This is a genomic window from Rheinheimera sp. ATLC3, assembly GCF_059429535.1.
In genome coordinates this window covers 2,879,029-2,905,239 of sequence record NZ_CM182103.1, presented here as the reverse complement: position 1 = coordinate 2,905,239, position 26,211 = coordinate 2,879,029, and the positions used below count along the sequence as shown (strand labels likewise).

At 50.8% G+C, this 26,211-nt stretch carries 22 protein-coding genes; 12 read left to right on the top strand and 10 right to left on the bottom strand.

Annotated features, from left to right (window positions below):
- Positions 1–4: 4 nt before the first annotated feature.
- From AC5SV9_RS13430 to AC5SV9_RS13420, 3 genes are all read left to right on the top strand, one after another.
- The gene (locus AC5SV9_RS13430) at positions 5–1,174 is read left to right on the top strand and encodes an E22 family MetX-like putative esterase (protein ID WP_475149587.1); all 1,170 of its coding nucleotides are present in this window, start codon (positions 5–7) and stop codon (positions 1,172–1,174) included.
- 187 nt (positions 1,175–1,361) lie between these two features.
- Positions 1,362–3,242, top strand: a complete 1,881-nt coding sequence (locus AC5SV9_RS13425; protein WP_475149589.1) for a hypothetical protein — start codon at positions 1,362–1,364, stop codon at positions 3,240–3,242.
- 8 nt (positions 3,243–3,250) lie between these two features.
- Positions 3,251–4,015 carry a substrate-binding periplasmic protein gene (locus AC5SV9_RS13420; protein ID WP_475149591.1) on the top strand — a complete coding sequence of 255 codons (765 nt, stop codon included), beginning with the start codon at positions 3,251–3,253 and terminating at the stop codon, positions 4,013–4,015.
- Between the two features lie 2 nt (positions 4,016–4,017).
- On the opposite strand, the gene AC5SV9_RS13415 is transcribed toward AC5SV9_RS13420, so the two are convergent.
- Positions 4,018–4,881: a LysR family transcriptional regulator gene (locus AC5SV9_RS13415; RefSeq protein WP_475149592.1), complete on the bottom strand. Its 864-nt coding sequence runs from the start codon at positions 4,879–4,881 to the stop codon at positions 4,018–4,020.
- A 95-nt stretch (positions 4,882–4,976) separates the two neighbouring features.
- Here AC5SV9_RS13415 and AC5SV9_RS13410 point away from each other — a divergent pair, with 95 nt between their 5' ends.
- Positions 4,977–5,969, top strand: a complete 993-nt coding sequence (locus AC5SV9_RS13410; protein ID WP_475149593.1) for a putative sulfate exporter family transporter — start codon at positions 4,977–4,979, stop codon at positions 5,967–5,969.
- 58 nt (positions 5,970–6,027) lie between these two features.
- On the opposite strand, the gene AC5SV9_RS13405 is transcribed toward AC5SV9_RS13410, so the two are convergent.
- Positions 6,028–7,392, bottom strand: a complete 1,365-nt coding sequence (locus tag AC5SV9_RS13405; protein WP_475149595.1) for a 5-methyltetrahydrofolate--homocysteine methyltransferase — start codon at positions 7,390–7,392, stop codon at positions 6,028–6,030.
- A 67-nt stretch (positions 7,393–7,459) separates the two neighbouring features.
- Positions 7,460–9,850, bottom strand: a complete 2,391-nt coding sequence (locus tag AC5SV9_RS13400; RefSeq protein WP_475149597.1) for a TonB-dependent receptor — start codon at positions 9,848–9,850, stop codon at positions 7,460–7,462.
- A gap of 201 nt (positions 9,851–10,051) precedes the next feature.
- Here AC5SV9_RS13400 and AC5SV9_RS13395 point away from each other — a divergent pair, with 201 nt between their 5' ends.
- From AC5SV9_RS13395 to AC5SV9_RS13380, 4 genes are all read left to right on the top strand, one after another.
- Positions 10,052–10,426: a MerC domain-containing protein gene (locus tag AC5SV9_RS13395; protein WP_475149598.1), complete on the top strand. Its 375-nt coding sequence runs from the start codon at positions 10,052–10,054 to the stop codon at positions 10,424–10,426.
- On the top strand, positions 10,413–11,624 hold the full coding sequence (gene zigA / locus AC5SV9_RS13390; protein ID WP_475149601.1) for a zinc metallochaperone GTPase ZigA: 1,212 nt from the start codon (positions 10,413–10,415) through the stop codon (positions 11,622–11,624). The genes AC5SV9_RS13395 and zigA overlap by 14 nt, the downstream gene beginning before the upstream one ends.
- A 160-nt stretch (positions 11,625–11,784) precedes the next feature.
- On the top strand, positions 11,785–13,104 hold the full coding sequence (locus AC5SV9_RS13385; RefSeq protein ID WP_475149602.1) for a sensor histidine kinase: 1,320 nt from the start codon (positions 11,785–11,787) through the stop codon (positions 13,102–13,104).
- Positions 13,101–13,622: a response regulator transcription factor gene (locus tag AC5SV9_RS13380; RefSeq protein WP_475149605.1), complete on the top strand. Its 522-nt coding sequence runs from the start codon at positions 13,101–13,103 to the stop codon at positions 13,620–13,622. Before AC5SV9_RS13385 ends, AC5SV9_RS13380 begins: the two co-directional genes overlap by 4 nt.
- Positions 13,623–13,629: 7 nt before the next feature.
- On the opposite strand, the gene AC5SV9_RS13375 is transcribed toward AC5SV9_RS13380, so the two are convergent.
- Both AC5SV9_RS13375 and AC5SV9_RS13370 read right to left on the bottom strand, forming a co-directional pair.
- The gene (locus tag AC5SV9_RS13375; protein ID WP_475149606.1) at positions 13,630–14,676 is read right to left on the bottom strand and encodes a COG1361 family protein; all 1,047 of its coding nucleotides are present in this window, start codon (positions 14,674–14,676) and stop codon (positions 13,630–13,632) included.
- 5 nt (positions 14,677–14,681) lie between these two features.
- Positions 14,682–15,731 (bottom strand): hypothetical protein, encoded by a 1,050-nt coding sequence (locus tag AC5SV9_RS13370; protein ID WP_475149608.1) that lies wholly within the window; start codon positions 15,729–15,731, stop codon positions 14,682–14,684.
- 378 nt (positions 15,732–16,109) lie between these two features.
- Here AC5SV9_RS13370 and AC5SV9_RS13365 point away from each other — a divergent pair, with 378 nt between their 5' ends.
- Positions 16,110–17,966 (top strand): monovalent cation:proton antiporter-2 (CPA2) family protein, encoded by a 1,857-nt coding sequence (locus tag AC5SV9_RS13365; protein ID WP_475149610.1) that lies wholly within the window; start codon positions 16,110–16,112, stop codon positions 17,964–17,966.
- 52 nt (positions 17,967–18,018) lie between these two features.
- Here the strand turns inward: AC5SV9_RS13365 and AC5SV9_RS13360 are convergent, their stop codons facing one another.
- The 3 genes from AC5SV9_RS13360 to AC5SV9_RS13350 form a co-directional block, all read right to left on the bottom strand.
- A complete protein-coding gene (locus tag AC5SV9_RS13360; protein ID WP_475149612.1) occupies positions 18,019–20,895 on the bottom strand; it encodes an insulinase family protein in 2,877 nt (958 codons plus the stop codon).
- A gap of 115 nt (positions 20,896–21,010) precedes the next feature.
- Complete coding sequence (locus tag AC5SV9_RS13355; protein WP_475149615.1) at positions 21,011–21,904, bottom strand: ZIP family metal transporter; 894 nt, start codon at positions 21,902–21,904, stop codon at positions 21,011–21,013.
- The gene (locus AC5SV9_RS13350) at positions 21,901–22,509 is read right to left on the bottom strand and encodes a superoxide dismutase (protein ID WP_475149617.1); all 609 of its coding nucleotides are present in this window, start codon (positions 22,507–22,509) and stop codon (positions 21,901–21,903) included. Before AC5SV9_RS13350 ends, AC5SV9_RS13355 begins: the two co-directional genes overlap by 4 nt.
- A gap of 98 nt (positions 22,510–22,607) precedes the next feature.
- Between AC5SV9_RS13350 and AC5SV9_RS13345 the strand changes: the two genes are divergently transcribed.
- Both AC5SV9_RS13345 and AC5SV9_RS13340 read left to right on the top strand, forming a co-directional pair.
- On the top strand, positions 22,608–23,069 hold the full coding sequence (locus AC5SV9_RS13345; protein WP_475149620.1) for a hypothetical protein: 462 nt from the start codon (positions 22,608–22,610) through the stop codon (positions 23,067–23,069).
- Positions 23,070–23,091: 22 nt separating this feature from the next.
- Positions 23,092–23,460, top strand: coding sequence for a hypothetical protein (locus tag AC5SV9_RS13340; protein WP_475149623.1), 369 nt, complete (start codon positions 23,092–23,094; stop codon positions 23,458–23,460).
- A gap of 14 nt (positions 23,461–23,474) precedes the next feature.
- On the opposite strand, the gene bfr (AC5SV9_RS13335) is transcribed toward AC5SV9_RS13340, so the two are convergent.
- Both bfr (AC5SV9_RS13335) and bfr (AC5SV9_RS13330) read right to left on the bottom strand, forming a co-directional pair.
- Positions 23,475–23,942: a bacterioferritin gene (gene bfr / locus AC5SV9_RS13335; protein WP_226766534.1), complete on the bottom strand. Its 468-nt coding sequence runs from the start codon at positions 23,940–23,942 to the stop codon at positions 23,475–23,477.
- A gap of 2 nt (positions 23,943–23,944) precedes the next feature.
- Entirely contained in the window at positions 23,945–24,418 is a 474-nt protein-coding gene (gene bfr, locus AC5SV9_RS13330; RefSeq protein ID WP_134052449.1) for a bacterioferritin, read from the bottom strand.
- A gap of 257 nt (positions 24,419–24,675) precedes the next feature.
- Here bfr (AC5SV9_RS13330) and AC5SV9_RS13325 point away from each other — a divergent pair, with 257 nt between their 5' ends.
- Entirely contained in the window at positions 24,676–26,178 is a 1,503-nt protein-coding gene (locus AC5SV9_RS13325) for a S10 family peptidase (protein ID WP_475149626.1), read from the top strand.
- Positions 26,179–26,211: the final 33 nt, after the last annotated feature.

Below are 26,211 nucleotides of genomic sequence, written 5' to 3'. Positions count from 1 at the left end.
TGATATGCGTGTAATCATTCTATTATTACTGCTTGCCGGTTTAAGCTTTGGTACAGCAGCCAGCAGCTTAGAGGTGCAAAAGCAAAAATTTACCCTGGACAGCTACACCACTGAAAACGGCCAGACCATCACACCGGTTAATATTGGCTGGGAAGCCTACGGCAAGCTTAATGCTGATAAGTCTAATGTGATACTGATCACACACTATTTCTCTGGCAGCAGTCATGCAGCCGGCAAATACCACCAGAATGATGCAGCTGCCGGTTACTGGGACGCCATTATCGGCCCGGGTAAAGCCATTGATACCAATAAATTTTATGTAATTAGCAGCGATACGCTGGTAAATGCGAACGTGTTTGATAAACATGTTATTACCACAGGTCCGGCAACCACTAATGCCGCTACAGGGAAGCCCTATGGCCTGACATTTCCGGTGGTGACCATTGGCGATTTTGTCGAAGTACAAAAGGCACTGCTCGATAGTCTTGGTATTAACAAACTGTATGCGGTAATTGGCCCCTCGATGGGATCGTTTCAGGCCATCGAATGGGCGGTGCGCTACCCGGAGCGTGTGCAGCGTTTGGTGCCGGTGATTGGCGGCGCTTTTATGGATGCTTATGGCGCGGTAAAGCTGGAGCGTTGGGCTTACCCGATTAAAACCGACCCGGCCTGGCACGGCGGTGATTACTACGACAAAGGACAGCCAATACAAGGCCTTACGACAGCACTGGCGTACATCACACAAGACGCGGTGCATCCACTTGGCTTTAATCAGCGTTATCCGTCCCCCGTTAGTGACAAAAACGCCATGCAAGATATCAACGCCAGCTTAAGTGCCTGGGAGCAGCTGATGCAACATGCCAAAGTCAGGGCAACCTATCAGGATGCCAACCATATTTTATATCTGGTGCGGGCATCCCAGTTGTGGCGTGCCGGTATGGCTGACAATTGGCAGCAGGCTGTCGGCGGTATCAAAGCAAAAACCTTATTTCTGCCTGCCAGCGGTGACTTACTGCTGCCACCAGCGTTCAGCCAGCAAAGTGCAGATGCGATGAAAAACGCCGGTAATACACCGCAGTATGCCGAAATACCGGGCAACTGGGGCCATTTAGACGGTTTAGTCAATATTCAGTCTGTTGCGCCCTTGATCGAAACGTTTCTGAACCAACCTTGACACCGGTAATGCCGGAGCTGTTTCTTCCTGGTGGGAGCTGCGTGTAACGGGCTCCTTTTTTATCCGTATAATTTATTCGCGCTTAAGTTTGTTTTCAGCTAAAAATAATCGGTATAGATTGCAAATTAATATTGCTCAGGCAAGATAAAGCTGCATTCAACAAACTGATTTTTATAAGGAAGTAACAATGGCCTTTGATTACGGCAGCGAATCGTTAGGGATCCGTAACCCTTTTAAAGCCGAAGGTTTATTACGGGCCTTACGTGGTGTAGTAGTAACCCTGCTGGGTATTTACCCGCTATTACAGGTGGTTAGCCTGGTACAACAGGATAAAACCCTGGCCTGGATTTACGCCGCTATTGGCTTTATCTTGCTGGCATCAGGGTTAAAAGCACTTGGTGGCGGACTGTTTCAGATGCTGCGTTTTTTTGTCGGCCGCAGTGTACCTACGTCACTGGCACCCAATTTAAGCAAGTCTGAGCGTGAAACGGCCCAACTGGAAAAACCACACTATAAAAGCATTGATTTGGAAGAAATGCTGATGGGCCGCAAAAATAAAACCTTTGTCGAACCTGTTGGATTTATCTCCCGTCTGGTGCATACGCTGGTACCGAAATTAATTTTTCTGCCCTACCCGATGCGTAACCTGGCGCAGCGCTTCTCCGGCGCGTTGATTGCCACTGTTATCGCGCTGGTGGCCTATGCGTTAACCGCTTTTGTTTGCTTGACTGGCTTAGCCGGCAACACCGGCGAAATTTTATTGCCGTTTTTCTCGTTTGTGCTGGTGGTATATTTAATTCTCAGCTGGCGCAGCGCCAGTGCTGTGTATCGTCAGGCAGAGAAAAGCATTGAAACCCAGGGCAACCTGAAACTGGCAAAAATTATGGCTTTTGCCATTTTAGCGCCGGTATTGCTGGGGCTTCTGATCAACTATCTGTTACAGCAGCGTGATATTGCCCGCTTTGTAGCTGACCTGCAGCAGTCGGAACTCCACAGCTTTGCGGTAACACCACAACTGCTGCTGGTACTACTGTTAGCAGCGGTCAGCGGCGCCTTAGTATTTCTATTGCTAAAACAGCGTACCGCACAGGTAAAGGCGCAAACCAAAGTGGCAGAATACCGGGCAAACTGGCAGGAAAACATTCACCCGCGTGAGTTGTTTGTCAATATCGATAATATTGTGATGGCAAACCGGCGCTACAAAGAAATACCAAACCGGGTATACCGGGAGTTAAACCCTAACCTGAATGAGCAGTCAGAAAGTAAAGGCAATTTCAGCGGCGAGATGATGATTGAAACACAACCTGCCTATGCCCCGCTTGAACATACAGCGCTGTTTAAGCAGCTGCGGTTGTGGGCAACCGTATTGGGCCAGGTTTTACTGCTGATTGGGCCTTTTATCCTGTTTTACCTGTTGTTTGAAGCCAGAACCGTACTGGCGTTAATTAGCGAGTTTCAGGCGATAGCCCGGCCAACTGACGCCGCTACACAACAGTTCACAGTACAGCTGTTTAACGAAAGTCAGTTTATATTAAGCCTGCTGTTCAGCTGGCTGATTTGCCACAGTTTTGGCCGTCTGCTACAAAACTACTGCCATACCTTCTGGGCTGAGCTGAACTTTGACTCGTTACTGGTGTATTTAAAATGCGAAGGCACTTACACCGAAAGCAAACTGACTACCGGTAAAGGCATATACGATTCTACTGCCTCAGAGAATTATGTCATGCGCTCATCGCTAACGCCGTGGGTGATTACATCCCGCATTATGAGCAGCACCTTTGCCGACAGCGGCGCAAAAAATGTTGAGCACCCACGCCATATTCTGGAGATGAATGACAACCCGCAGGAAATGCAGGCTATTCTGGACGATATCCGCAGTTTCTTCTCTGACCGCGAAACCATCGCCAGCATTAAAAACCAGCAGGATTTATCTAATACCGAACAAATTTACCAGATTAACCAGCAGTCGCGCGCTATGCCGGTGACCGCAGATCAGGCCAGCCTTGCCAGCCCGCAACAGGACGCTGAGGCCAGTGCCAACCTGCCACCATCAACGGCCAGCGACTAAGGCTCGCTATGCATAAAGCGCTTTGTTTTACTGTCCCGCTGCTAATGGCAATACTCGCTGTATTGCCAACAGCAGCACAGGCAGAGCGCCTTAAACTTGCCAGCAGTAACTACTACCCGCATTATGCAGAAGACCTGCCACAACAAGGTGCCGTCACCGAAATTGTGCGCCAGGCTTTTTTATTGCAGGGTGTCGAGATAGACGTCGAGTTTATGCCGTTTGCCCGTGCCTACCGTGAAAGCCAGCAAGCCAGTTACATCGGTTTAATTGCCGCCTGGTATGATGATGAGCGCGCGGAGTACTTTTACTACTCTCAACCACTCTACGCCAACCAAATCGTGTTTTTTAAGCGTAAAAGTGCGCAAATTCAGTATCGTGATTACGCCGACATCGCCCGGCAACAGCTTCGACTGGCATTAGTACAGGGCTATTTGCAGCCAGAAGGGCTGTTGCAAAGCCAGCCTAATCTGGTCAGAGTCGCGCAGGATGAACAGGCATTTCAGATGCTGGCCAGAGGCCGGGTAGATCTGGTACCGGCAGATAAACTTAATGGCTTATATTTGCTGCAGCAAAAGCTGCCAAATGATTCAGACCGGCTAGACTACCTTACACCGGCGCTGGAGCAACGACCGATGTACCTGCTGTTGTCAAAACAAGATCCCCGCTCCGAAGCGCTGATGCAACAGTTTAATACCGGCTTAACTGAGCTGCGCCACTCGGGTCAATATCAGCAGATCCTGCAAACCCTGCTGCCTCTGCAACCGCCGCAATAACCTTATTCAGCGCCTGCCTGATGCACAAAGCGGATAAATTGCTGCACCAGGGGTGCCTGATACTGCTGATGCTGCAGTAAACTCAGCTGCCGCTCAAGCTTAAGCGGGCTGGCTAGCTGCCGCAGCACACCCTGCGCCAGTTCATCCTGTACCGCTAATAGTGGCAGGCAGCCAATGCCCAAACCGTGGCGTACCGCCTGTTTAATTGCCTCAGGCCGTTGCAGTTCCATAATTGTGGCCGGTGACCAACCGCAGCGGGCCAGCTCATGCTCCAGCACTGCCCGCGTGCCCGACCCCCGCTCACGTACTATCCAGGTTTGCTGTTGCAGCTGGCTGGCATCATCCGGCACCCCGTGGCCGGCTGATGCTACCAGTACCAGCGTATCTTTGCGCCAGTATTGGAGCAGGAACTCTGTGCTAAGCACTGGCCCTTCAATAAAACCCAGCTGCGCCTGCTGCAGCCGCAACTGATTTTGCACCTCACTGCTATTGCAGATCTGTAGCCGGATCTCAACATCAGCGTACTGCTGGCGAAATTTGGCGATCACCGGTGGCAGCAGGTAGCAACCTATGGTTTCACTGGCGACCAGCCGCAGCTCTCCGCTATTGGATTGCGGCTGCACTATTGATGCCTGTAAATCGAGTAACTGCCGCAAGCGTGGCAGTAAGTCCAGCGTATATTGTGTAGGGATCAGCTGCCGGTTTTGCCGTAGAAACAAGGTTGCACCAAGGCGTTGCTCCAGCTCCTTCAGCGCCTGACTGGCTGCTGGCTGGCTCAGTGCCTGTTGCTGTGCCGCCTCACTCAGGCTGTGATAACGGCAAATCGCATCAAGCAATAACCACTGCCGTGGGCTGGGATAATTCATTCAAAAATCCTATTTATTAAATAAAATAAATCCATTATTTTTATATTTTATATTGATTAAAATAGCCAGCGTTCTCTGCCAACCGGACAGATAAAATGTTTTGGATTGCCCTGCCTGTATTACTGTTGCACGCACTGTACTTTTACCAACCGCAGCTGCACCAGGCGGTAAACCCGGTGTTAGCGGCGCTGCTGACAGGTCTGCTGTTATCGGTTTACTTCGCAACTTTGCGTAAGCCTCACCAGATAGCGCAGGCAGCTGTGCGTAACCAGACATTTCATTCTATTCAACAACAGGCATTGCGCCTGGGTATAGTGTTGTTTGCGCTTAAAGTTGACCCTCAGTTGCTGCTGAGTACAGATCCCTGGCTGTTTGCCCGTTTAGTGTTTTTGGTTGCGGTAGTACTTTTCACTGCACTTTGGCTGGGCGTGCGCTACTTTCGCTTACCCAAAGCCCAGGTGTTACTGCTCAGTGCCGGTTTTAGTTTTTGCGGCACTTCAGCCATCTTCGCTACTCAATCCTTACAGTCTGCGGCAAAAAACAGTAAACAAGATGTCGCTGCCTCGCCGGCGCAATTAAGCCAGAGTCTGGCACTGGTCATGCTGATGGGACTGTTGGCACTGGCTGCCTATAATGCGCTGGTTTTCAGCGGTTGGTTTAGCCCGCCTGAACTGGCGTGGCTGGTAGGCAGTACCGCCCCCGAAGTGTCTCAGGCAGTTGCCGCAGCCGGTCAGCTTGGCCCATTAGCCGCATTGGCCGTGACGATAAAACTGGCACGGGTATGTTTGCTGGCACCATTTTTAATCGGCCTGAACCGTTGCCAGCACGGCAACAACCGGGCGCCGTTGCCATGGTTTATTATCGCTTTTGTCGGTCTGTTACTGCTGCAGTTGTGCCTGCCTGTGCCAGAAGCACTGCGCTCTGCGGCGGCGCTGTTTTCACAAAGCTGTCTGATGCTGGCAATGATTATTACCGGCCTGCAAAGCCGCTGGCAGGATGTTAAACAGTGCCCACTGCAAACTGTGATATTCGCGCTGGTTATTCTGCTGCTGTTGTTTCTGCTCTCAATAGTGTTGATAACGTATTGAAACGAAAAAAGCCACTAAACACTGTTTAGCGGCTTTTACTTATAAACAAAAACGATAGTTAATGATCATGTGCTTCAGCAGGTGCTGCAATACCCAGCCACACCAGCTTATGCGGTACAAAGCTCAGCTGTTTTGTCGCTACCACTTCGGCGTCAGCAATATCTACCGTCAGCAGTGTATTGTCGATTGGGTTAGTCACATACACCTTGTCATCACTGGCTGAAATAGCCAGCTCAAAGCGGCTGTCCTCCGGCATAGTCGATACATCAGCCGTGGTTAGCTGCACTTTACCGGCAATTTCAAACGCTGGTTCCTCTGCGACACCTTCATGTTCATGGCCATGCCCATGTCCGTGATAGTTCAGTATGGTTAAATACCCGAGGCTATCTAACAGCACAAACTTTTCGCCGCCATCGGCAAAGCCGTAACCAACCAGACTGGCGCCTTCTGTACCCTGCCAGTCTACCAGTTCCATTTCGCCATCTTCAGCATGAATAGCAAACATGCTGGCGCCGGCAAAACCAACCAAATGTTCAGCATGCTCAGCGCCCACTAAGGTGCCGATGCGCATAGTGCCGCTAAAATCATCGGTGTTAGCAATTTTGCTGGCGGTAAAGGTTGCATCTTGCTGATTGATCACCAATACGCCATCGGTACAGCCAAACGCTATAACATGCTCGTTCTGTGCACTTCCGTGCAAGCCCGGACACAACTCATCAAATACCAGCTCTTCATGGAAGTGATCATCATGCGCATGATACACCCCTACTTTATCAGGCAGTGTCGTCGCGCTGTTGGCATCGCGGATAGTCGACAGTACATACTCGCCACGGGCCTGCGCGGCACCATGCATATGGGTACTGTAATGCAGTACCGGATAACCGTTACTGTCGGTAGTAATATCGGCGTCAGTGATCACCGCAAGTGCTGCCGGGGTGCCACTTGCCGCATCACCGTCAAAAAACACCGCTACCTGGCTGTCATTGCTGGTAATGTGCGTGGGCCGGCTGTCTGACAATACAAAGCTGCTCAGCGCCGGTGCCTGCTGGTAATCATGCAGATGATCGACATGGTCTTCCTGAAACAGGCCGCCGTCGACAAACTCAACCCGGTCGGTGGTGCGTTGCACAACCAGCGCATAGCGTTTACTGGCAGAAGCGGCCAGTGCTGACGGCGTATCAGCGACCGCAAAGGTATCTAACAGCGCGCCGTTTTCTAACTCATACACTGACACCAGGTTGGAATCTTTCGCGGAAATAGCCAACCGGCCTGCAGCACTAATATCGCCATGATCGTGATCATGATCATCACCGTCATCTGCAATAGGGTCTTTTTCCACGATATTGGTTGTACTGTCACCACAGGCACTGAGTAAAGATACGCTAACCAGCAGAGCTGCCAGACTGAGTTTTGTTTTTAACATTGTCACTCCTTGTTATAAGTAAAAGGTGCGGCAGGACAGGAACTATAGCTTCCCTGCCGCACAAAAATCAGAAACTACCGCGCAAACCCACTGCAACCGAGCGGCCAGGTAACGGCGTAATATCCTTTAAGAAAGAGGTATGCACCCGGGCTTCTTCGTCGGTCAGGTTCTGGCCTTTGATGTAAGCCGTCAGCAGCTGAGCGCCCAGCTCAAACCGATAGCTGACGCTGGCATCCAGCATGGTGTAACCTGCGGTTGCTTGTTCAAGCTCTGAAACGTTGTCTTGCTTAAAGTAGCGGGTGGCACGCACGTCGGCGCTTATCGCATCGTGCTCATAGGCCAGCTCCGCAGCCATGCGCAGTGGCGGTGTCCGGGGTAAATCGCCACCACCGTTCAGACGGGCGCGGATATAATCGCCTTGCAAGGTTAACTTAAAGGGATCGTTGATTTGCCAGTTAAACTGGGCTTCTAAACCGTGCAGGGTGACATCGGCAGCAGTAAATAAATATACCGGCAGTTCGCCACCGTGATCATGGCCTTCTTCCTCATCGCCATGGTCGTGACTGTGGCCAGACTCGGCAAATAAACCGGTATTTTGCTGGTAGTAGTAGTTATCTACCCGGTTATAAAACGCATTCAGCACAAAGCCGGTATTGCCACTGAATTTACGCAGCGTGACATCCAGGTTGTTCGCTGTTTCCAGTTCAATTGGCTGAGTGTTCAGCACGAACTCGTCGTCATCGAGCGTAAACATGGCACCGACTTCATAAGATTGCGTACCAATGTGTGCACCAAACGACAATAGTTCGGCCGCTGATGGTGCCCGTTGAGAACGTGAAACTGAGAAGCCAAGGTTATAGCCTTCAGCAAAATCCCACACGGTACCGGCAGATAAGCTGTAAGGCGTGAACTTCTGGCTAACATCGAACACCCTAATCATGCCACCGCCGTGGTCATGATCATGGTCGTGCTCTTCTTCGCCATGGCTATGCGCACCGATATCAGGCAGCAATACATCACTGGCATCAATCGTCACGCGTTCAACCCGGGCACCCAGTTGCACCAGCCAGTCACCGAAGTGCCTCTCTTCCATCAAGCCTACAGCCAGCATCTGGCTTTCAGATGGCGGCGTAAAAGCCTCTTCACCTATTGCCTCAAAGTCGCTGAACTTATAATGCAAACTTAAGCCACCACGCCAGTGCTCGAACGTGCGGTGCAACAGTTCTAACCGCGCTTCCTGACTACGGTTTTTAAAAGTGGTGCCTACCACTCCTGCTTCAATTTCGGCATGTTCATAATCGGTAAAGGCCAGCCGGGTATTCACCGCACGGATAAGACCAGAAGAGAAATTCAGTTCACTTAACAGCTGGTAGCGGTTCTGCGTTAAATCGGCATACACCTGCTCTTCTTCGTGCGCTTCGCCTTCTTCATGCTCGTAGCCACCGTGTGAGTGCCCGGGTATGCCATATTCACGCTCTAAACGGCCATACGACATACCGACATAGCCATTGCTGAGCAACCAACTGGCACCCACAGTACCGCCTTTGGCCTCAGATGCAGAATTCGCCACCTTGCCTTTTTGGGCACCTTCTTCCGGTTCAGCTTCAGCAAACCCTGGAATACTGTAGTCATCACTGTCGCGCCAGAAACCATCTACATATACCGCGATGTTATCTGTGCCGCTTACGGCTGAACCCGCCACCAATTTTTCATTGTTAACCGATTCACGTTGCACCATCCATTCGGCACGGCTTGTGCTGTCAGTGGGCACCCGCTCATCCACCACGTTCACTACGCCACCAATAGCGCCACTGCCGTAAAATAATGTGGCAGGCCCGCGTAATACTTCAATTTGGGTAGCGGTGCTGGCTTCGCTGGCCACGCTGTGGTCAGGGCCAACACGAGACGCATCACCGGCATCTAAACCGTTTTGCGTAATAAGCACCCGCGGGCCGTCTAAGCCGCGGATAATAGGGCTGCTGGCAACGCCGCCATAGAAGTTAGAATGCACACCCACTTCATTTTTTAACGTATCACCCAACGTTGAGGCCTGGCGCATTTTCAGCTTGTCACCGGCCAGTACATTAACCGGCAAAGCGGATTCTGTTGCAGAGGCATGAAATAAAGTGGCTTTTACGTCAATTACTTCAATCGTGCTGTTAAGCAACACCAGATTGACATCAGACAACCCTTGTTGCGGTACAGTAAAATGCAGACTACGGTGGGCGAAACCTGACGCTTCTACATGTAGCTCTGCGTGCTCAGCCTGCATGCTGACCGCAAAGCGACCCGCTGCATCAGTGACAGCCTGCTGGTTTTCACCTGCCACACTGACGGTTGCACCGACAACCGGGTTGCCATTGCTATCTGTTACCACACCAGATATTGATTCTGCATTAGCCGCAGCACTGAATAGCACTGCGCTGACCAAACTGGCCAGTATTGCTTTCTTAAACATAAATACCCTCTTCCCTACTTCCGTACCTGTGCCACAGGTGCGCTGATTTCACACGAAGCCCGCATTTGACGAATCAATTGTTACGTTATAACATATTTCAACTTTTGTGATGTTATAACATTTTTATATTCACCGGCAATGCTTACGACAGGAAAACAACAACACAAGTTGAATTCACAATTCCGGTTAACGTGAGGGTTTATGAAAGATCTTATTGCAGCCACTTTGTCTGGCCTATGTGTTGTGCATTGTCTTGCCACTCCGGTATTGCTGGCTTTGGGCAGCTCAGGCTTATTACTGGGTATTTTCAGTTCCGAGTGGTTTCACTACCTGATGTTATTACCTATTGCTACTTTTTTGGTTTGGAGCCTGCCTGGCGGCTGGTGTGTACACCGCAGCAAAACGCCTTTTGTGCTGGGGTTAGGCGGCTTTTTGCTGCTGATTACGGCTCTGTTCGGGCCCCATGAAGCAGAAGCAGCACTGTCAATTATGGGCGGTATGCTGTTAATCAGCGCTCACTTATATAACCGAAAACTTTTACTTAAACTGCAAGAGCCTCAACATGCTGCCAATTGATATCGCTTCTGACACCCGCTTACCGGTTACAGTGTTATCCGGTTTCTTAGGTGCCGGAAAAACCACCTTACTCAATCATGTGCTGAATAACCGCGATGGCCTGCGGGTTGCTGTTATTGTTAACGATATGAGCGACGTCAATATCGACGCCAACCAGCTGAATAAAGAAGTCAGCCTTAACCGCGCCGAAGAAAAACTGGTAGAAATGAGCAATGGTTGCATTTGCTGCACCTTACGCGAAGATCTGCTGCTGGAAGTGGGCAAACTGGCCAAAGCCGGCCGCTTTGATTACCTGCTGATTGAATCGACCGGCATCTCCGAGCCGCTACCGATTGCTGAAACCTTCACTTTTGAGCATGAAGACGGCCAAAGCCTGGCCGATATTGCCCGCTTAGACACACTGGTCACGGTAGTAGATGCGGTGAACTTTCTCACCGACTTTGAGGCCGCACAGGATTTAACCGAACGCGGAGAAAGTTTAGGTGAAGATGACGAGCGCAGTGTCAGCGACTTACTGATAGAACAGATAGAGTTTTGTGATGTGCTGATCATCAGCAAAGCAGATTTAGTCACCAAAGCGCAACTGCAGCGACTACAGGCGATACTGCGTAGTTTAAACAGCAGCGCCCGTATTATTGAAGCCGAGCACGGTAAAGTAGCGTTAAATCAGATTTTAAATACCGGCCTGTTTAACTTCGACAAAGCGCAGCAGGCACCAGGCTGGCTGGCCGAACTGCGCGGTGAACATACGCCGGAAACCGAAGAATACGGCATCAGCAGTTTCAGCTTTACCGCCCGCAAGCCGTTTCACCCGGCCCGGTTTCATGCGTTTTTGCATCAGGATTGGCCAAACGGGCGTTTGCTACGCTCAAAAGGCTATTTCTGGCTGGCCAGCACACCGGCCTATGCCTGGCTATGGCATCAGGCCGGCGGTATCGCCCGCTATCACATGGCCGGGTTATTCTGGCAGGCTGTACCGGCGGAGCAATGGCCGCAGGACGCCGACATGCAGCAGGCGATTATCCTGAACTGGGTCGAACCCTATGGCGACCGGCGGCAGGAACTGGTGTTTATTGGCCAGCGACTAAATAAAAAGGCCATGCTGGCGCAGCTTAACGCCTGCTTGCTCACCGACGCCGAGCTGGCTCTAGGGGAAGCACAGTGGCAACACTTACCTCATCCCTTTGCTGAGCAATGATAACCCTGCGACAATTTGCCACAGCGACGCAAGCCGCTGATGAGGTTACACTTCACACACTCAGAATGACATTACTGCTGCAATGGTTTAGTCTCTTCTGACATTTTGCACACGGCTGCCAGGCAGCCGTTTTTTTTCTGTTACCGGTAGTGCCTGTACCATGGCTAAAAAACTGATTATTGCCACTGAATTATCTGAACGGCACCAGCTTGCGCATTTTATCCATTTTCGCTGGGGCCTGATTAGTTTTGAAGCCCTGGCGGCATTCGCTGGCTGGCTACTGCAGTATCAGGTTAGTTCCTGGCCATTAATTGCACTGCTGCTGCTTACCCATACCTGCACCAATCTGCTGCCCCGTTTTTTAAGCGCTAACAAGATAGCACTTAGGCACATCTATCTGTTCAGTTGCATGCTGGATGTATTAATGCTCGGTTGCCTGCTGGCCATGAGCGGCGGTGTTAGCAATGGCCTGGTGGCAATGTTATTGCTGCCGGTGGCTGTTGCTGCCGTTATGCTGGCTGGCAAAAGCGGCTATGTAGTGGCGGCATTGGCGATCACCTGCTACAGCCTGCTACTGCAGGTTGGCGATCTGCAGATCCCCAGCATCGACAGCTTACTGGAACAAACCGGGCCGTTAACTACGCATACTGATCACGCTATGCACCATACAGATAACAATGGTTTTAGCCAGCATATGCAGCAAATGTGGTGGGCCTTCTCTATCTCTGCTTTGCTAATCAGCTGGTTTATCAGCTCACAGGCCAGCTTAAACCGGGTTAAATCCAAAAAGATCAGTGAATTACAGCAGCAACAGATCCGCAACGAGCAGATGCTGGCATTGGCCACCTTTGCCGCCAATGCAGCGCACGATTTAGCCAGCCCAATTCAGACCATGCAGTTATTAACCGATGAAATAGCAACCGACACGCAAAATGCGGCCATAACGGAATTACAACAACAGTTAAAACGCTGCCAGCAGATAGTGCAACAACTGCGCAGCGATGCTGGCAGCCTGCGCAGTGATGAGGTAAGCCAGCCACTGTACCGGCAAACCGAGCAGGCCATAGCCCGCTGGCTCAACAGCCGACCCGATATTAGCCTGCAGGTAACACCATGCGTTCAGGCGGCGGATTTTATGCTATCAGACAGCCAGGGATTTGGTGCTGCGCTGTTAAACATTCTCGACAACGCCGCCGAAGCCAGCCTGGCAAATAACCACGACACGCTTGAAATCGTGCTGACACTAAATGCAGACGGCCTGAAAATACAGGTGCGTGATTTTGGTGAAGGTTTATCTGCCGGCAGGCTGGCAGAGCTGGGTAAGTTACCGCAACAAAGTGAGCAAGGCTTAGGTATCGGCCAGTTCCTGGCCAATATGTCAATTGAACGCTTGGGCGGCAGCGTACGCCGGCAAAATGCCGGCAACGGCACACTGACAATCATTAGCATGCCGCGAATGCCAACCGGGACCACCGCATGAAGTTGGTGATTGTAGATGACGATGTGGCGTTGCTAAATGCACTGTCTCGCCGCTTCAGTCAGCGTGGCTTTGAGGTCGTTAGCTTTACTGAGGCGGTTACTGCTGCACAGCTGATTTCACTAAAGGCCGATAGCTATCTATTAGATTTGCGCTTTGCCAGCCAGTCAGGTTTAAGTTTTATTGCGCCACTGCGCCAGGCTCTGCCAGCTTGCCGCATAGTGCTGCTAACCGGGTATGCCAGCATTGCTAACGCGGTGCAGGCAGTAAAACTTGGCGCAGATGATTATCTGACAAAGCCTGCCGATTTGCTGCAACTGGAACAGGCTCTGCGCGGTGAAACCCAACCAGCTGTGACCGCCGTACTGGACACGCCGTCAGTGTTATCACCGGATCAACTGGAATGGGAGCACATTAACCGCGTGCTCACTGAGCAAGATGGCAATATCAGCCGCACGGCAACGCTGCTGGGCATGCACCGGCGTACCTTACAGCGCAAACTGGCCAAACACCGGCCCTGATACACAGCTACTGCTGCCCGGCCATTTGTTGCAAAAACTGCAGCCGCTGCCGCTCCTGCTCATCCGGTTGCCAGGTTTCGTCTGTTAACTGATCTAACGAGAAATAATCAATCTGATATTGTGCTTGTTCACTGTCGCCGTACCGGGTTAGCTCACCCGGCACCGCCGGGCGTTTTTCCAAAATAAAAGTGCCAATAATGAAAGGCCCGCTGTGCTGGCGCAGCACAGCTTTAAAAGCTTTCAGCGTTATTTCTGTCTCACCTTCACTGAGTTTTTCAGTTGTCGTCAGCAGTGCCAGCGGCTGACGTTGCTCGGTGTATAAATTCGCCCGCAACCGGTAAAAGCCACTTTGCCTGACATCAATTTGCACCGGTATATGCATATCACTGCCAATACCGAAAGGTTCAGCCACACCGGTCACAGTGGCTACAGGGTTGTAATATTCAATGCCGGTTTTCAGCACCTGTTGCTGACCGTTAGCGCTAAAACTAACCTGTACTTCGAAGGCGCCATTCCAGCTTTCATCCGCATCGAGCGTGGCAGTGTAATGCTCTGATGTCCGTTGCATCTCTTTGCCAGCACTGTGTTCGCTACCGGCCTCATGTTGCAGCCGAACACTAATATCGGATACCTGCAAGCCGCTTACCTGCAATGTTACCGGCACCGCCTCCGGATAACTAAAACGGTATTTAGGCAGCACTATGGCGGCACTGGCCCCGCCTTGCAGCGGCACAGTTTGCACTATGTATTGATTAGGTTTAAGCAAGTGCTCATCGTCAATACTAAGCGGCCTTGAATAAGCTGGCGTATTTAATTCAGCAGCATAAGCGCTGGCCAACAGTTTAAAGCTCTCGGTCACGGGTTCAGGTATCTTCTCTGTCACCGTAATCTGTGGCGCTGCAGCCGGGGGCTTGTTTACAGCTGGCAAACTGCCTGGCGCTACATCGTTAGCTGATGCTTCTGTAACAGACTCAACTTCAACCTGCTGTGGCCAGAAATAGACTAAGCCTGCCAGCATGGCTGACAGGCTTAGTAGCCATAACACTTTTTTCATCGGTGTTAGTTCGCGGCCTGATACACCAGCGCAGACATGCTGGTGTTGCCTGAATTACGCACTACGCGATAACGTGAGCTGAAAATCCACCAGCCACGGGTTTCATCATAAGTGTTAAACTGCAAACGCTCACCATTGAGGTAGCTGGAGCTACTGTTTGCGGCTGTCACTTCATCGGCAGCGCTATTGGCGATGACGTCACTATGACTGTAACCTTCACTCATCAGCATTGGATAGTGGTACGGCATAAAGGCAGATGGACCACTGACTGAAGTGAGTTTGCCATCAAAGGCAACACTGCGGGAACAACTGTTAAAACTGGCCGCTGATGACGCACCGCAACTGGAATGGCTGGCCACAACGCCATCATCCTCGCCCGGCAAAAAGGCACCGGTTGCGCCGAGAAAATCAGACCCCGCACCAACAAACCTTAGCCGTGGTACCCGGCTGTCCGGAAATGCAGCCAGTTGCCTTGCCGTATTTACCCGCAAATCATTCAGTACACCAATGTTTGAAGGAGATGGGATTTGCCCCAGCCACATCGACAAGGCCAGTTTTAGCGTGGTATCAATCAGGCCGGAACCCCCTGCCACATTTACGGCTAAATCAGCCAGCTCGACGCCACCACCAGCGCCGGCGAAATCAAAGGTAGCGACGATATTAAGCGGTTGTAAGCCAGCGTTTTGCAGCCACAGCGCCTGGTTATCAATAATGTAGCGGGTCACCAGATCTCCGGTGGAATGCGACACAAAAATACAGCCACTGGCACAGGTGCCATTGCGCGACATCTGCTGCAACTTAGGCCAGACGTAATCGCTGGCAATTTTACCGGCTACACGCTCCTGTGACGGCCAGTCAATGCGTACGTCGGAACGATCACGCCAGTACTGTGCCCAGTAAGCCGCACCATTGCTGGTGACCTGATTACCGGTTGGCCGGCTGGCCAGGTTGTCTGGCTGAAAACCATGCACTAACACTACGGGGTAGCCGCCTACAGCCGCCTGCGCAGTACCACTTAGCAGGCCTGCCAGTAGCAGCAGGGTAGATTTTTTCATTGGATTGTCCTCTGTCTTTTTATCTGCTGAATCTGAGTTCTTGCTGAGATTCTTTTATTATTTTTTGGCTGCACCGGTGTAGCGACGCAATACTTCAACAACAAGATAGACCAGTTCACTTTTAACGCAATACAGGCTTTTTCAGCCATAGCGCCACAAACGCAAAACCTGTCATGCTGTATGTTTGAATTACCTGATAGTGCGAAAAATGTAATATCAGAGATAGCCCGCATGACAGCGAACACTGACCGAATTGGACTGGATATACCGGCAAAACGCTGTTTAAAGTTTTCACTCAAACTATTTTCAACATTTTTTGTTTTGCCCTGCGCTTGCTTCGCTTAAGCTAGTGAAAATTAAATAAAACAAGGTAAGCAGATGCTGGAAACCATTGCGATATATCTTGCGGCAGCGGTAGTGGCCGTGCCTGTCGCTAACCGGCTTGGGCTGGGCTCAGTGCTGGGATACATTTTTGCCGGTGTACTGATAGGGCCTTTTTTGCTGGGGCTGGTCGGCGATCAGACACAGGTGCAGCATTTTGCTGAATTTGGCGTTGTGATGATGTTGTTTCTGGTCGGCCTCGAATTGCAACCATCAAAACTCTGGCAATTAAAGGGCGCAGTGTTTGGGCTGGGTGGACTGCAGGTTATTCTTACCTCGGCACTTATCTTTGCCGTTGCCGTATTGGCACTAGGGCTAAGCTGGCAGGCAGGTTTAGCAATTGGTTTAATGCTGTCGTTATCGTCAACTGCAATAGTGCTGCAAACACTGGCTGAGAAAGGTTGGATTAAACAACCTGCCGGGCAGAATAGCTTTGCGGTGTTGTTGTTTCAGGATATTGCTGTCATCCCTATGCTGGCCTTGCTGCCGCTGCTTAGCACTGCCGCCGCTGTTGATCCCGGCCATAGCGACAGCAGCCTGATTGCCCACTTGCCGTTGTATGGACAAATTAGCATTTCTGTAGCGGTGATCATTGCCATCATCATCGCTGGCAAATATATCTCGGCGCCACTGTTTCGGTATATTGCCGCCACCCGTTTGCGCGAAGTATTCACCGTTTTTGGTTTGCTGTTGGTGGTCGCTATTGCGCTGCTGATGCAAGCCGTTGGCTTGTCTCCGGCACTGGGTACTTTTCTGGCCGGTGTCGTATTGGCGGAAAGCGAATTTCGTCATGAGCTGGAAGCGGATATAGAACCCTTCAAAGGCCTGTTGCTGGGGTTGTTTTTTATCACCGTCGGCGCATCAATTAATTTTTCATTGCTACAAGCTCAGCTGCTGCCGGTACTGGGGTTGGTCGTGCTGTTAGTTGCCATAAAAATGACAGTGCTGGCGTTTTTAGCCCGGGTATTTCGTATGCAGCACAATCAGGGGCTGCTGTTCACCCTGGCACTGGCTCAGGGCGGTGAATTTGCGTTTGTGCTGGCGGCATTAAGTGGCTCATTGAATATTCTCAGCCCCGGGCAAATGCAGCTAGCGACCTTGGTGGTGACGTTATCGATGATCTGTGCCCCGCTGCTACTGATTGCTTATCAGCGCTGGCAGACCAAAGTGCAAAACCGCGCCACTGAACGGGAGTTTGATACCATAGAGCCGACACAGCATGTGATTATCGCCGGCTACGGCCGCTTTGGGCAGATAGTCGGCCGGCTGCTGACAGCGCAGGGCTACCATATGACAGTGCTCGATCACAGCGCCGACCAGATAGATGTACTGCGCCGCTTCGGTAACAAAGCGTTTTATGGTGACGCCGCCCGGCTTGACTTACTGCACGCAGCCGGTGCCAGCGATGCGCAATTGCTGGTTATTGCCATTGATGCGCCGGATAAAACACTGGAAATTGTCGAGCTGGCGCATAAGCACTTCCCGAAACTACGTATTGCCGCCCGTGCTATAGACAGGCGTCATGCTTATCAGTTGTTACGGTTAGGGGTTGAGCACTTTAAACGCGAAACCTTTGACTCGGCAGTAAACTTGGGCGTCGATGCGCTGAAGTTGCTGGGTAACAGTGAAGAGAGTGCCGAAAAAGCCGGCACGCTGTTTCGCGCACACGACAATGCGTCACTTAAAATTCTGGCTGATGTCTGGGGCGATGATGCCTCCTACGGCGTGGCGATGCGCCAGCGCACTGAAGACTTAAAGCAGGTGCTGATGAAGGACAAAGAACAGCAAAACCAGCTAAAATGCAGCGACGCACCGGAAGTTTGCAAAACAGCACCGCCCGGCGCAGCGCATTAACCGACATAAAAAACGCAGCTAACGCTGCGTTTTTTGGTTACCACAAACCGTATTACTGCTTTTGCATTTGGCGGTGGAATGCCGCGACGTCATCCACTTTTATCTGGCCTTTTAAATCAGCAAATGGCTGGTCACGGAACTTAGTGCCGCGCATTTGCACAGAGATACGTGGTGCCTTGTCGTTTAGCATAGTCTCACGATAAAACGCTTTTACATCAGCCAAGGTAACCTGCTCCACCGCCGCAATCAATTGTTGCTTGCTGTCGAAGCTGAACCTTTCACGGTACCAGTCTCCCAGCAACGGGCCGACTTCATCCTGCATATTCTTCGGCGGCTCTTTCAGCGTTACCAGCGTACTGGCTTTTAACTGTGCAAAGGCTTCTTCTGTCAGGTTATCCAGCTCTTTAGCATACTGCTGTTTAAAGCGGTCAAACCTCTGCTGCATATCAGCAACGCCTTTTACCGGCGTTTGAATATACATGGCAAAGCCAACATAATCTTCCAGCTGCATAGCTGTACCACCTACAGCATAGGCAAGCTGCTCTTCGGTACGTAACTTATCAAATGCCACGTTACTGAAGTGGCTTTTCAGGATGGTAGCCCGGGCCAGTTGGTTATATGAGGGCTCTGGGTGCACATGCACATCAACCAGCGCCACATCGGCGACATCAATATCTTTTTGTACCACCAGCGTCTGGCCGGCGACAGGCTTCCAGTAAGCACTGCGTTGATACGGTAATTCGGTACGCATCGGCGGCAACGCCTGCTTCAGCTCGGACAACACCTGCGATACGGTGGTTTTGTCATAGTTACCAAAGGCAAAGACGCGCAGCTGGTTGTTACTCAGCGTGTGCTGAATAAACGCCTGCAGGTCGTCACTGTTCAGGCTGTTGGCTGCTGCAATGAGCTGATCCGTTTCATAGTTACCGTTGCGCACAAGATTATTAAAGGCACCGAACGCCTGATAAAACGGGAACTGCTTGCCCTGGTTCTGTAAGCCGCGGATATAGCGATCTTTTGCCTGGGCAAAGCTTTGCTCCTGCACGCTGACATTAAAGCCCGCCAGCGCCTGTTGCAATAACTGCGGCTGTTTGTCAGTAAAACCAGCAATGGTCAGCGCCATACCGCTACCTGCTGTCAGGCGCAACTGCATGCCGGCGATATCAGCTTCAGTCGCCAGCGCACTTTGCTGCAGGCTGAACAGATCGTGCCACAGCGCCAGCAGTACCCGGGCTTTAATATCCTGCTGCGGCGCGCCGGTGTTGAAGAAGATTTCCAACACACCGCGGGGCTGGCTGGCAAATTCCTGGCTTGGGTATAACCAGGCGCTGATACCATCCTGCTGCAGAATAATTTCCGGCTTGCTCTGCGTTACCATCGGTTTTACATCAAAGTTTTCCGGCAACAAACGGTTTACCGCTGGCAGGTTCAGCGCCAGCTGTGGGCTTTGCTGCCAGCTTTGCTGCTCTTCGCTGCTGATGTCGGCAATTTTATATTTGCCATCATAAAAATGCAGGCTGCTGTCGTGCGGCTCCTGCTTACTGATGTACCAGATGCGTAAATGTTGCGGAGTCAGCTGTTGCAACACGTCTTCTACCGCTGCGGCGTCAAAACGTTGATAATAAAACGGCGCGTTAATGGCGTTTCTGGCCGGCACCTTCTGCATAGCATCGGTCAGGTTGGCGACATAACCAAACTCATCGCCTTTTTCCAGAAAACGGAACTGGTTGTTCAGGCTGGTCTGAATTTCACTGAAGTATTTCGCATCCACACCTTCACGTTTTATCAGCTCGATATACTGCATAATAGTGGCGACGATACCTTCACGGTTTTGCATACCGGCATCGGTCAGTTCTACGTCTACCGTCAGTGAGCCATAGTTGCCGTATAAGTCTGGCGTAGCTGAGGCGCTCAGTTTAGAAATCAGCCCCATGCTTTTTAACTGTTCCGCTGGCGTACCCGGCATTTCTGAGCCCAGCAGATAAGTAATAAATTCATTAGGTTTCAGCGCGAACTGCCCGGTATTGTTGCGGATAGTAAAATCCAGCCGTAACTGTTTAACATCCTGATTCGGCACGTAATGAATACGCTTGGCACCAAGGTTACTAAAATCAAGTTCAGCGTTAACCTTTGGCGGCTCAATGTTCTTATTTTCAATACTGCTGAAATGCTTGCGGGCCAGTTGCTCCATTTCGCTCAGTGGCAGGTTGCTCAGCAGTGCCACCTTCATAATGTTGCCTGAATAATAGCGGTTATAAAATTCGACCGTTTGCGGGTGTAATTTGCTGTTGTCTTTGTCACCCAGTGTTTCCAGATTACCTATCAGAAAACGGTTTGCCGGGTGGCTGCCCATCATACTGCGCGACAAATTGTACTGGCCAAAAAAATCCATTTCACGGCGCATTGACCATTCCGCATTCACTGCGTTCTTTTCTTTTTCGGTATATTCCGGGTATAACTTCGGCGCTTTAAAAAAATCTGAAAAGCGGTCCAGCGCTTCATCATAGGCGTTATTATTGACCTTAAACATATAGTTGGTGATATCAAGCCAGGTATAGGCGTTCTGTGCACCGCCGTTGGCGGTCATAAATTCGCTGTAGCCTTTGGTATCAGGGTAACGCTCGGTGCCCAAAAACAGCATATGCTCTAAATAATGTGCCATGCCCTGCTGGCTCATCGGGTCTTGCAGTAAACCGACACCTACGCTGAGTGCCGCAGCTGACTTTTGTGCATCAGGATCAGACACCAGCATCACTTCAACTTTGTTCGGTAGCACCAATGTTTTGTAAGCCCGGTTATCATTCGGGCTGGCCAGCACCTCGCCGGCAACCTGTTGTGTTACGCTGTTGTCCACGGCTGCACGCTGCTCTGCGGCGCAGCCTGTCAATACGGCCAGAGTAATGGCGCTGATGACAAATATCTTTTTCATGTAATTACCCAGGGGAATAAAGAAGTGTTTTTGTGCCGTCTACTTTAGTGAAATGCTAAAGCGCCAGCCAGTACAAGGCCGAATTGGATTGTAATAAAATGTGTCGGGCCAGGCGTTAACCCAGCGCCGTATCCAGTAACATCATCAACACAAAGCCCAATATCAGGCCATTGGTCGCTGCCAGCTCATGCCCCTGCCGGTGCGATTCCGGTATCATCTCGTGGCTTATCACAAACAACATAGCGCCGGCTGCAAATGCCAGCCCCAGTGGCAACAATAGATCTGAGCCAGTTAGGACGGTTGCGCCAAGCAGTGCCATGACAGGTTCAGTCAAGCCCGATAGCATGCCGATGCCCACCGCAAACACGCGGCTGTAGCCCACAGCCAGCAACGCCATCGCCACCACTAACCCTTCCGGAATATCCTGCACTGAAATACCAATAGCCAGCGCCTTGGCGGCACCGTCGTCGCCACCGGCAAAGGACGCCCCGATTGCCAACCCTTCCGGCATATTGTGCAGGGCGATAGCAAACACAAACAGCCAGCTGCGCCGCAGCGTCTGCCCTTTTGTCCTGTCTTCGTCTTTAATAAAATGCCGGTGCGGCACCAGCCGCTCCAGTAGCAACATAAAACCTGCGCCCATTAAAATTGCAGCGGCAACATTCGCAGACGCGTACCACGCTGAAGTATTATTGGCTGCCAGCAGCGCCAGAGCAGGCATAATCAGTGAAAACATGCAGGCCGCCAGCATCACACCGGCACCGAATCCCAACATCACATCATGCAGTTTCTGTGACAACCGGTGTAAAAACAATGCCGGTAAGGTGCCGGCAGCCGTTGCTGTTGCTGCCATCAGCCCGGCATAAAACGCATGCTTTACCTGTGGCTGTTGCTGCAGTAACAATACAAGCTGTTGCATAGCATAAGCTGCACCCATGATCACAATTAGCGCGCCAGCAAGCTTACGAGCCCACTTTAGTGGTGACGCTGTTGTAGCTATTATCTTCATACCCCTGCCTGATACCAGGCAGCAACCTGCTGCCAGTTAATAACGTTAAAAAATGCGGCGACATATTCCGGCCTTTTGTTCTGATACTGCAGGTAGTACGCATGCTCCCATACATCCAGCCCCAGTATTGGTGTTACACCATCCATTAACGGGCTGTCCTGATTAGCACTGCTGGTCACCTGCAAAGCGCCCTCGCCATCCTGTACCAGCCAGGCCCAACCACTACCAAAGCGGCTAAGTGCGGCCTGAATAAACTGCTGTTTAAATTGCTCAAAGCTGCCAAAGCATTGCGCTATCGCCTCTGACAGCTCCCCCTCGGGCTCACCGCCGCCAGCGGGTGCCATCACCTGCCAGAATAAACTGTGGTTCGCATGGCCACCGCCATGGTTGCGCACCGCCGGTTGTAGCTCAGACGGTAGCTTCTGAATTTCACGCAGTAAACGCTCAAGCGACCAATCAGTATAAGCGCTGCCCTCTATCGCTGCATTTAAGCCATTCACGTAGGTCTGATGATGGCGGCTGTGATGAATTTCCATTGTCAGCGCATCCAGATGCGGTTCCAATGCATCATAAGCGTAAGGTAATGCCGGTAAGGTAAAGTTCATAGGTGTCACTCCCGCAATAAATCAATTGATAATCATTATCATTTGCATTGATAAAAAAAACAAGCCATATTTAGCCAAACCGTTTCGCGAGGTGATATATGGATACGATTGAACAGTGGAAACATCTTATCAGGCAAGCCAACAGTGCTTTTGCCCACGAACACTTTCAGCTGGCGGCAGCGCTATATCAGCAAGCCGCATTGTTGCTGGCCGAAGCCTGGCCAGACTATCAGCAGCAAATTCAGGCTGCAGACAGTCATCACGGCCAGGACGGCATAACGTTGCTTATCATCTGTTTTTCCATCAGCATTCAGAATCTGGCTGAAACCTATGCCCGGCAGCAGCGCTGGCGCCGTTGTCTAAGTACATTAAACCGCAGTTTGACGCAGGTACAGCAGCTGCAGCAGACAATACCCTCAGCCCATCCGGCCAACGTAGCCCTGCTAAAAGAAAGCTGTAACCTGCGACGGGAACTATGCCGCTTAAGCCAGTTATCAGCACAGCCTACCCCACCCAGTGGCGGAGCAACGATGCTGCCCGCATCACCCAGTGTGCATTAATCAGTCAGGTTCGGAGGAATCTATGTTGCTTGATACTGCATTATGGCAGGATTTCAGCCGTTTAAGCCGCCACCTTAAGCAAAACGGCACCGTCACCAGCGACTACTACCGGCTGATATCCGATTACTGTGGTTGCTGTTGCCGGCTGGCTACCCAACTTGAGCTGCAGCGTAACAGCCTGCTGCAGGAATGGTGCTTACGTTATGCACTGTTTACGCTGGCAGAAGGCGCTGTATGTGCTACCCACAGCGCTGATCAAAAACAGATTTGTTTGGATATGTTATATATGCCGCTACTGGCACTGACCAGGCTGTATCAGCGCCAACCGCACGGCAAAGCCGAACTGGCGGCGCTTCATGCTAAATTGAAATACTGCTTTCACACCAACTGAAAACAGTTGCCTGCTTACATTTGGGATTGCAGGTAATTGGGCAAACCAAGCAGTTTGATCAGGTTAAGCTGTTGCTCCAACCAATGCGCGTGATCAACTTCGGTATCGTCCAGTAATTGCTGCAGCATGGCTCGGGTAACATAGTCCTGTTCCTGCTCACACAGTGCCATTGTCTGTTTCAGTAACTTCTGTACGGTGTATTCAACCTGCAAGTCGTTTTGCAGCATGGTTGGCACATCATGGCCAACGTGAATAGCATCACGTTTGGTCATATCCGGTACGCCTTCGAGGAAAATAATGCGCTCAATTAATGCTGACGCATGGCCTTTTTCATCATCAAATTCATGATCAATACGTTCAAACAGCTTATGTAAGCCCCAGTCGTGGTACATACGCGAATGAATAAAATACTGATCCATCGCCGCCAATTCATTGGCCAGTAACAGGTTCAGCGCATCGATGACTTTTTTATTGCCCTTCATTATTATTCGCCTCCCAGCTGAGCTTGCAGATAATTTGCCAGCCCCATAGTACTGATTTGGTGCTGCTGGGTTTCCAGCCAATCCAGGTGCTCTTCTTCATATTCGAGAATTTCAGTCAGAATATCGCGGCTGACATAATCCTGCTCGGCTTCACACAGCGCAATAGTCGCCTTCAGCAACGGCAGCTGCTCGGTTTGAAACTCCATATCACACAGCAACATCTCTGGGGTGTCTTCACCAATACGTAATTTGCCAAGTGCCTGTAAATTAGGTAGCCCTTCAAGCATTAAGATGCGTTCAATCAGCTCATCAGCCTGCTTCATATCTTTAATCGACTTTTTGTAACACACATCATTCAGCGCTTTTAAGCCCCAGTTTTTATAGATACGTGCATGCAGAAAATACTGATTAATAGAGGTTAATTCGGCTGTCAGCACTTCATTGAGCTTTGACAGCACCTGCGGGTTACCTTTCATAACATGACCCTTTTCGTCCGGCTTAAAATATGCGGCAAAGTGTAGCCCAACTCAGCATAAAAAGCAAAAATTTGTTTATTTTCAATAACATACTACTGATAACAATTCGCGTTATTAACTTGTTTCGCTTCCCGCTTTAGCAGCAGTACATGGCAGCGTTTTTTCGTTTGCTGGTCTCAACTGCTTTGAATTGTGTACGTTTTTACGTTAAACAGAACAGGCTAAAATGATAATAACCAGAGAAATCCGAGGATCTTATGCAGCTACTTAAATCGTTCGCGCTGCTGTTCTTGCTAAGCAGCACGGCTGTATTGGCGACAGAGCGCCAGATAGAAATTGACAGTAAAGTGGTTACCGAACACAAAACTGAAGTAAATGGTAAACGCTTCGGCTACACAGCCACCACCGGCACGCAACCAGTATGGGATGACGAAGGCAACCCAACCGCTACGCTGTTTTATACCTATTACCAGCGCAGTGACATTAAAGATCGTAGCAAAAGGCCACTGCTGATTTCATTTAACGGCGGTCCGGGCTCAGCGTCTGTCTGGATGCATGTCGCCTACACCGGCCCGAAATCGCTGATCATCGATGATGAAGGTTACCCGCTGCAGCCGTATGGCGTAAAAACTAACCCTTATTCTGTACTGGATGTCGCCGACATCGTGTTTGTTAACCCGGTCAATACCGGTTACTCGCGGGTTCTGCCGGGTAAAGACGGTAAAATGCCATCTAAAGATCAGCAGCAAAAAATGTTCTTCGGCGTTAATGCCGACGTAAAGTATCTGGCTGAGTGGGTCAATACGTTTGTCACCCGCAATGAGCGCTGGCAGTCACCCAAATTCTTGATTGGCGAAAGCTATGGCACCACCCGTGTTTCCGGCCTGGCACTGGCACTGCAAAACCAGCAGTGGCTGTATTTAAACGGTGTGATCCTGGTCTCGCCGACCGAGCTGGGTATTAAGCGCGAAGGCCCCGTAGAAGCAGCCAACCGCCTGCCATATTTCGCCGCCACCGCCTGGTATCACAAGAAACTGGCTAATGAGCTGCAGCAAAAAGATTTGTATGATGTCTTGCCAGAGGTGGAAGACTTTACGCTGAATAAGTATCTGCCAGCATTGGCTAAAGGCAACGCGATCAGCAGCGACGAAAAACAGCGCATTGCACAACAGGTTGCCACATACTCAGGCTTGTCAGTAGAAGCTGTACTGCAAAATAACCTGGATATTCCAACCCGCTATTTCTGGAAAGAATTATTGCGTGACCGCGGTCAGACCGTTGGCCGGCTTGATTCGCGCTATTTAGGTATCGACAAAAGCGACGCCGGTGACCGGCCGGATTACAACGCAGAGCTGACATCCTGGCTGCATTCTTTTACACCGGCCATTAATCACTACCTGCGTGATGAACTTAACTACAAAACTGACATTAAATACAACATGTTCGGCCCGGTACACCCGTGGGACAGAAGTGACGACAATACCGGCGAGAATCTGCGCCAGGCGATGGCGCAAAACCCTTACCTGAAAGTGATGACACAATCTGGCTACTATGACGGTGCGACCAACTATTTCGATGCCAAATACAATATGTGGCAGTTAGACCCAAGCGGCAAAATGAAACACCGCCTGAGTTTTAAAGGCTACCGCAGCGGCCATATGATGTACTTGCGCCGCGAAGATCTGAAAAAATCAAACGACGACCTGCGTGAGTTTATTCTGGGTGCTTTGCCTGCTGAAGGTGTGGCAGCTAAGTACTAAACGTTAAAAAACACTTAAAACCCCCGCTAAAGC

What these genes read in the sequence shown, in the direction of transcription:
- bfr (WP_226766534.1), bottom strand. Translation starts at nt 23,942, where the DNA reads ATGAAGGGCAATAAAAAAGTCATCGATGCGCTGAACCTGTTACTGGCC.
- zigA (WP_475149601.1), top strand. Translation starts at nt 10,413, where the DNA reads ATGCTGCCAATTGATATCGCTTCTGACACCCGCTTACCGGTTACAGTG.
- AC5SV9_RS13395 (WP_475149598.1), top strand. Translation starts at nt 10,052, where the DNA reads ATGAAAGATCTTATTGCAGCCACTTTGTCTGGCCTATGTGTTGTGCAT.
- AC5SV9_RS13425 (WP_475149589.1), top strand. Translation starts at nt 1,362, where the DNA reads ATGGCCTTTGATTACGGCAGCGAATCGTTAGGGATCCGTAACCCTTTT.
- AC5SV9_RS13410 (WP_475149593.1), top strand. Translation starts at nt 4,977, where the DNA reads ATGTTTTGGATTGCCCTGCCTGTATTACTGTTGCACGCACTGTACTTT.
- AC5SV9_RS13345 (WP_475149620.1), top strand. Translation starts at nt 22,608, where the DNA reads ATGGATACGATTGAACAGTGGAAACATCTTATCAGGCAAGCCAACAGT.
- AC5SV9_RS13360 (WP_475149612.1), bottom strand. Translation starts at nt 20,895, where the DNA reads ATGAAAAAGATATTTGTCATCAGCGCCATTACTCTGGCCGTATTGACA.
- AC5SV9_RS13355 (WP_475149615.1), bottom strand. Translation starts at nt 21,904, where the DNA reads ATGAAGATAATAGCTACAACAGCGTCACCACTAAAGTGGGCTCGTAAG.
- AC5SV9_RS13405 (WP_475149595.1), bottom strand. Translation starts at nt 7,392, where the DNA reads ATGTTAAAAACAAAACTCAGTCTGGCAGCTCTGCTGGTTAGCGTATCT.
- AC5SV9_RS13380 (WP_475149605.1), top strand. Translation starts at nt 13,101, where the DNA reads ATGAAGTTGGTGATTGTAGATGACGATGTGGCGTTGCTAAATGCACTG.
- AC5SV9_RS13325 (WP_475149626.1), top strand. Translation starts at nt 24,676, where the DNA reads ATGCAGCTACTTAAATCGTTCGCGCTGCTGTTCTTGCTAAGCAGCACG.
- AC5SV9_RS13375 (WP_475149606.1), bottom strand. Translation starts at nt 14,676, where the DNA reads ATGAAAAAAGTGTTATGGCTACTAAGCCTGTCAGCCATGCTGGCAGGC.
- AC5SV9_RS13365 (WP_475149610.1), top strand. Translation starts at nt 16,110, where the DNA reads ATGCTGGAAACCATTGCGATATATCTTGCGGCAGCGGTAGTGGCCGTG.
- AC5SV9_RS13415 (WP_475149592.1), bottom strand. Translation starts at nt 4,881, where the DNA reads ATGAATTATCCCAGCCCACGGCAGTGGTTATTGCTTGATGCGATTTGC.
- AC5SV9_RS13400 (WP_475149597.1), bottom strand. Translation starts at nt 9,850, where the DNA reads ATGTTTAAGAAAGCAATACTGGCCAGTTTGGTCAGCGCAGTGCTATTC.
- AC5SV9_RS13370 (WP_475149608.1), bottom strand. Translation starts at nt 15,731, where the DNA reads ATGAAAAAATCTACCCTGCTGCTACTGGCAGGCCTGCTAAGTGGTACT.
- AC5SV9_RS13420 (WP_475149591.1), top strand. Translation starts at nt 3,251, where the DNA reads ATGCATAAAGCGCTTTGTTTTACTGTCCCGCTGCTAATGGCAATACTC.
- AC5SV9_RS13385 (WP_475149602.1), top strand. Translation starts at nt 11,785, where the DNA reads ATGGCTAAAAAACTGATTATTGCCACTGAATTATCTGAACGGCACCAG.
- AC5SV9_RS13350 (WP_475149617.1), bottom strand. Translation starts at nt 22,509, where the DNA reads ATGAACTTTACCTTACCGGCATTACCTTACGCTTATGATGCATTGGAA.
- bfr (WP_134052449.1), bottom strand. Translation starts at nt 24,418, where the DNA reads ATGAAAGGTAACCCGCAGGTGCTGTCAAAGCTCAATGAAGTGCTGACA.
- AC5SV9_RS13430 (WP_475149587.1), top strand. Translation starts at nt 5, where the DNA reads ATGCGTGTAATCATTCTATTATTACTGCTTGCCGGTTTAAGCTTTGGT.
- AC5SV9_RS13340 (WP_475149623.1), top strand. Translation starts at nt 23,092, where the DNA reads ATGTTGCTTGATACTGCATTATGGCAGGATTTCAGCCGTTTAAGCCGC.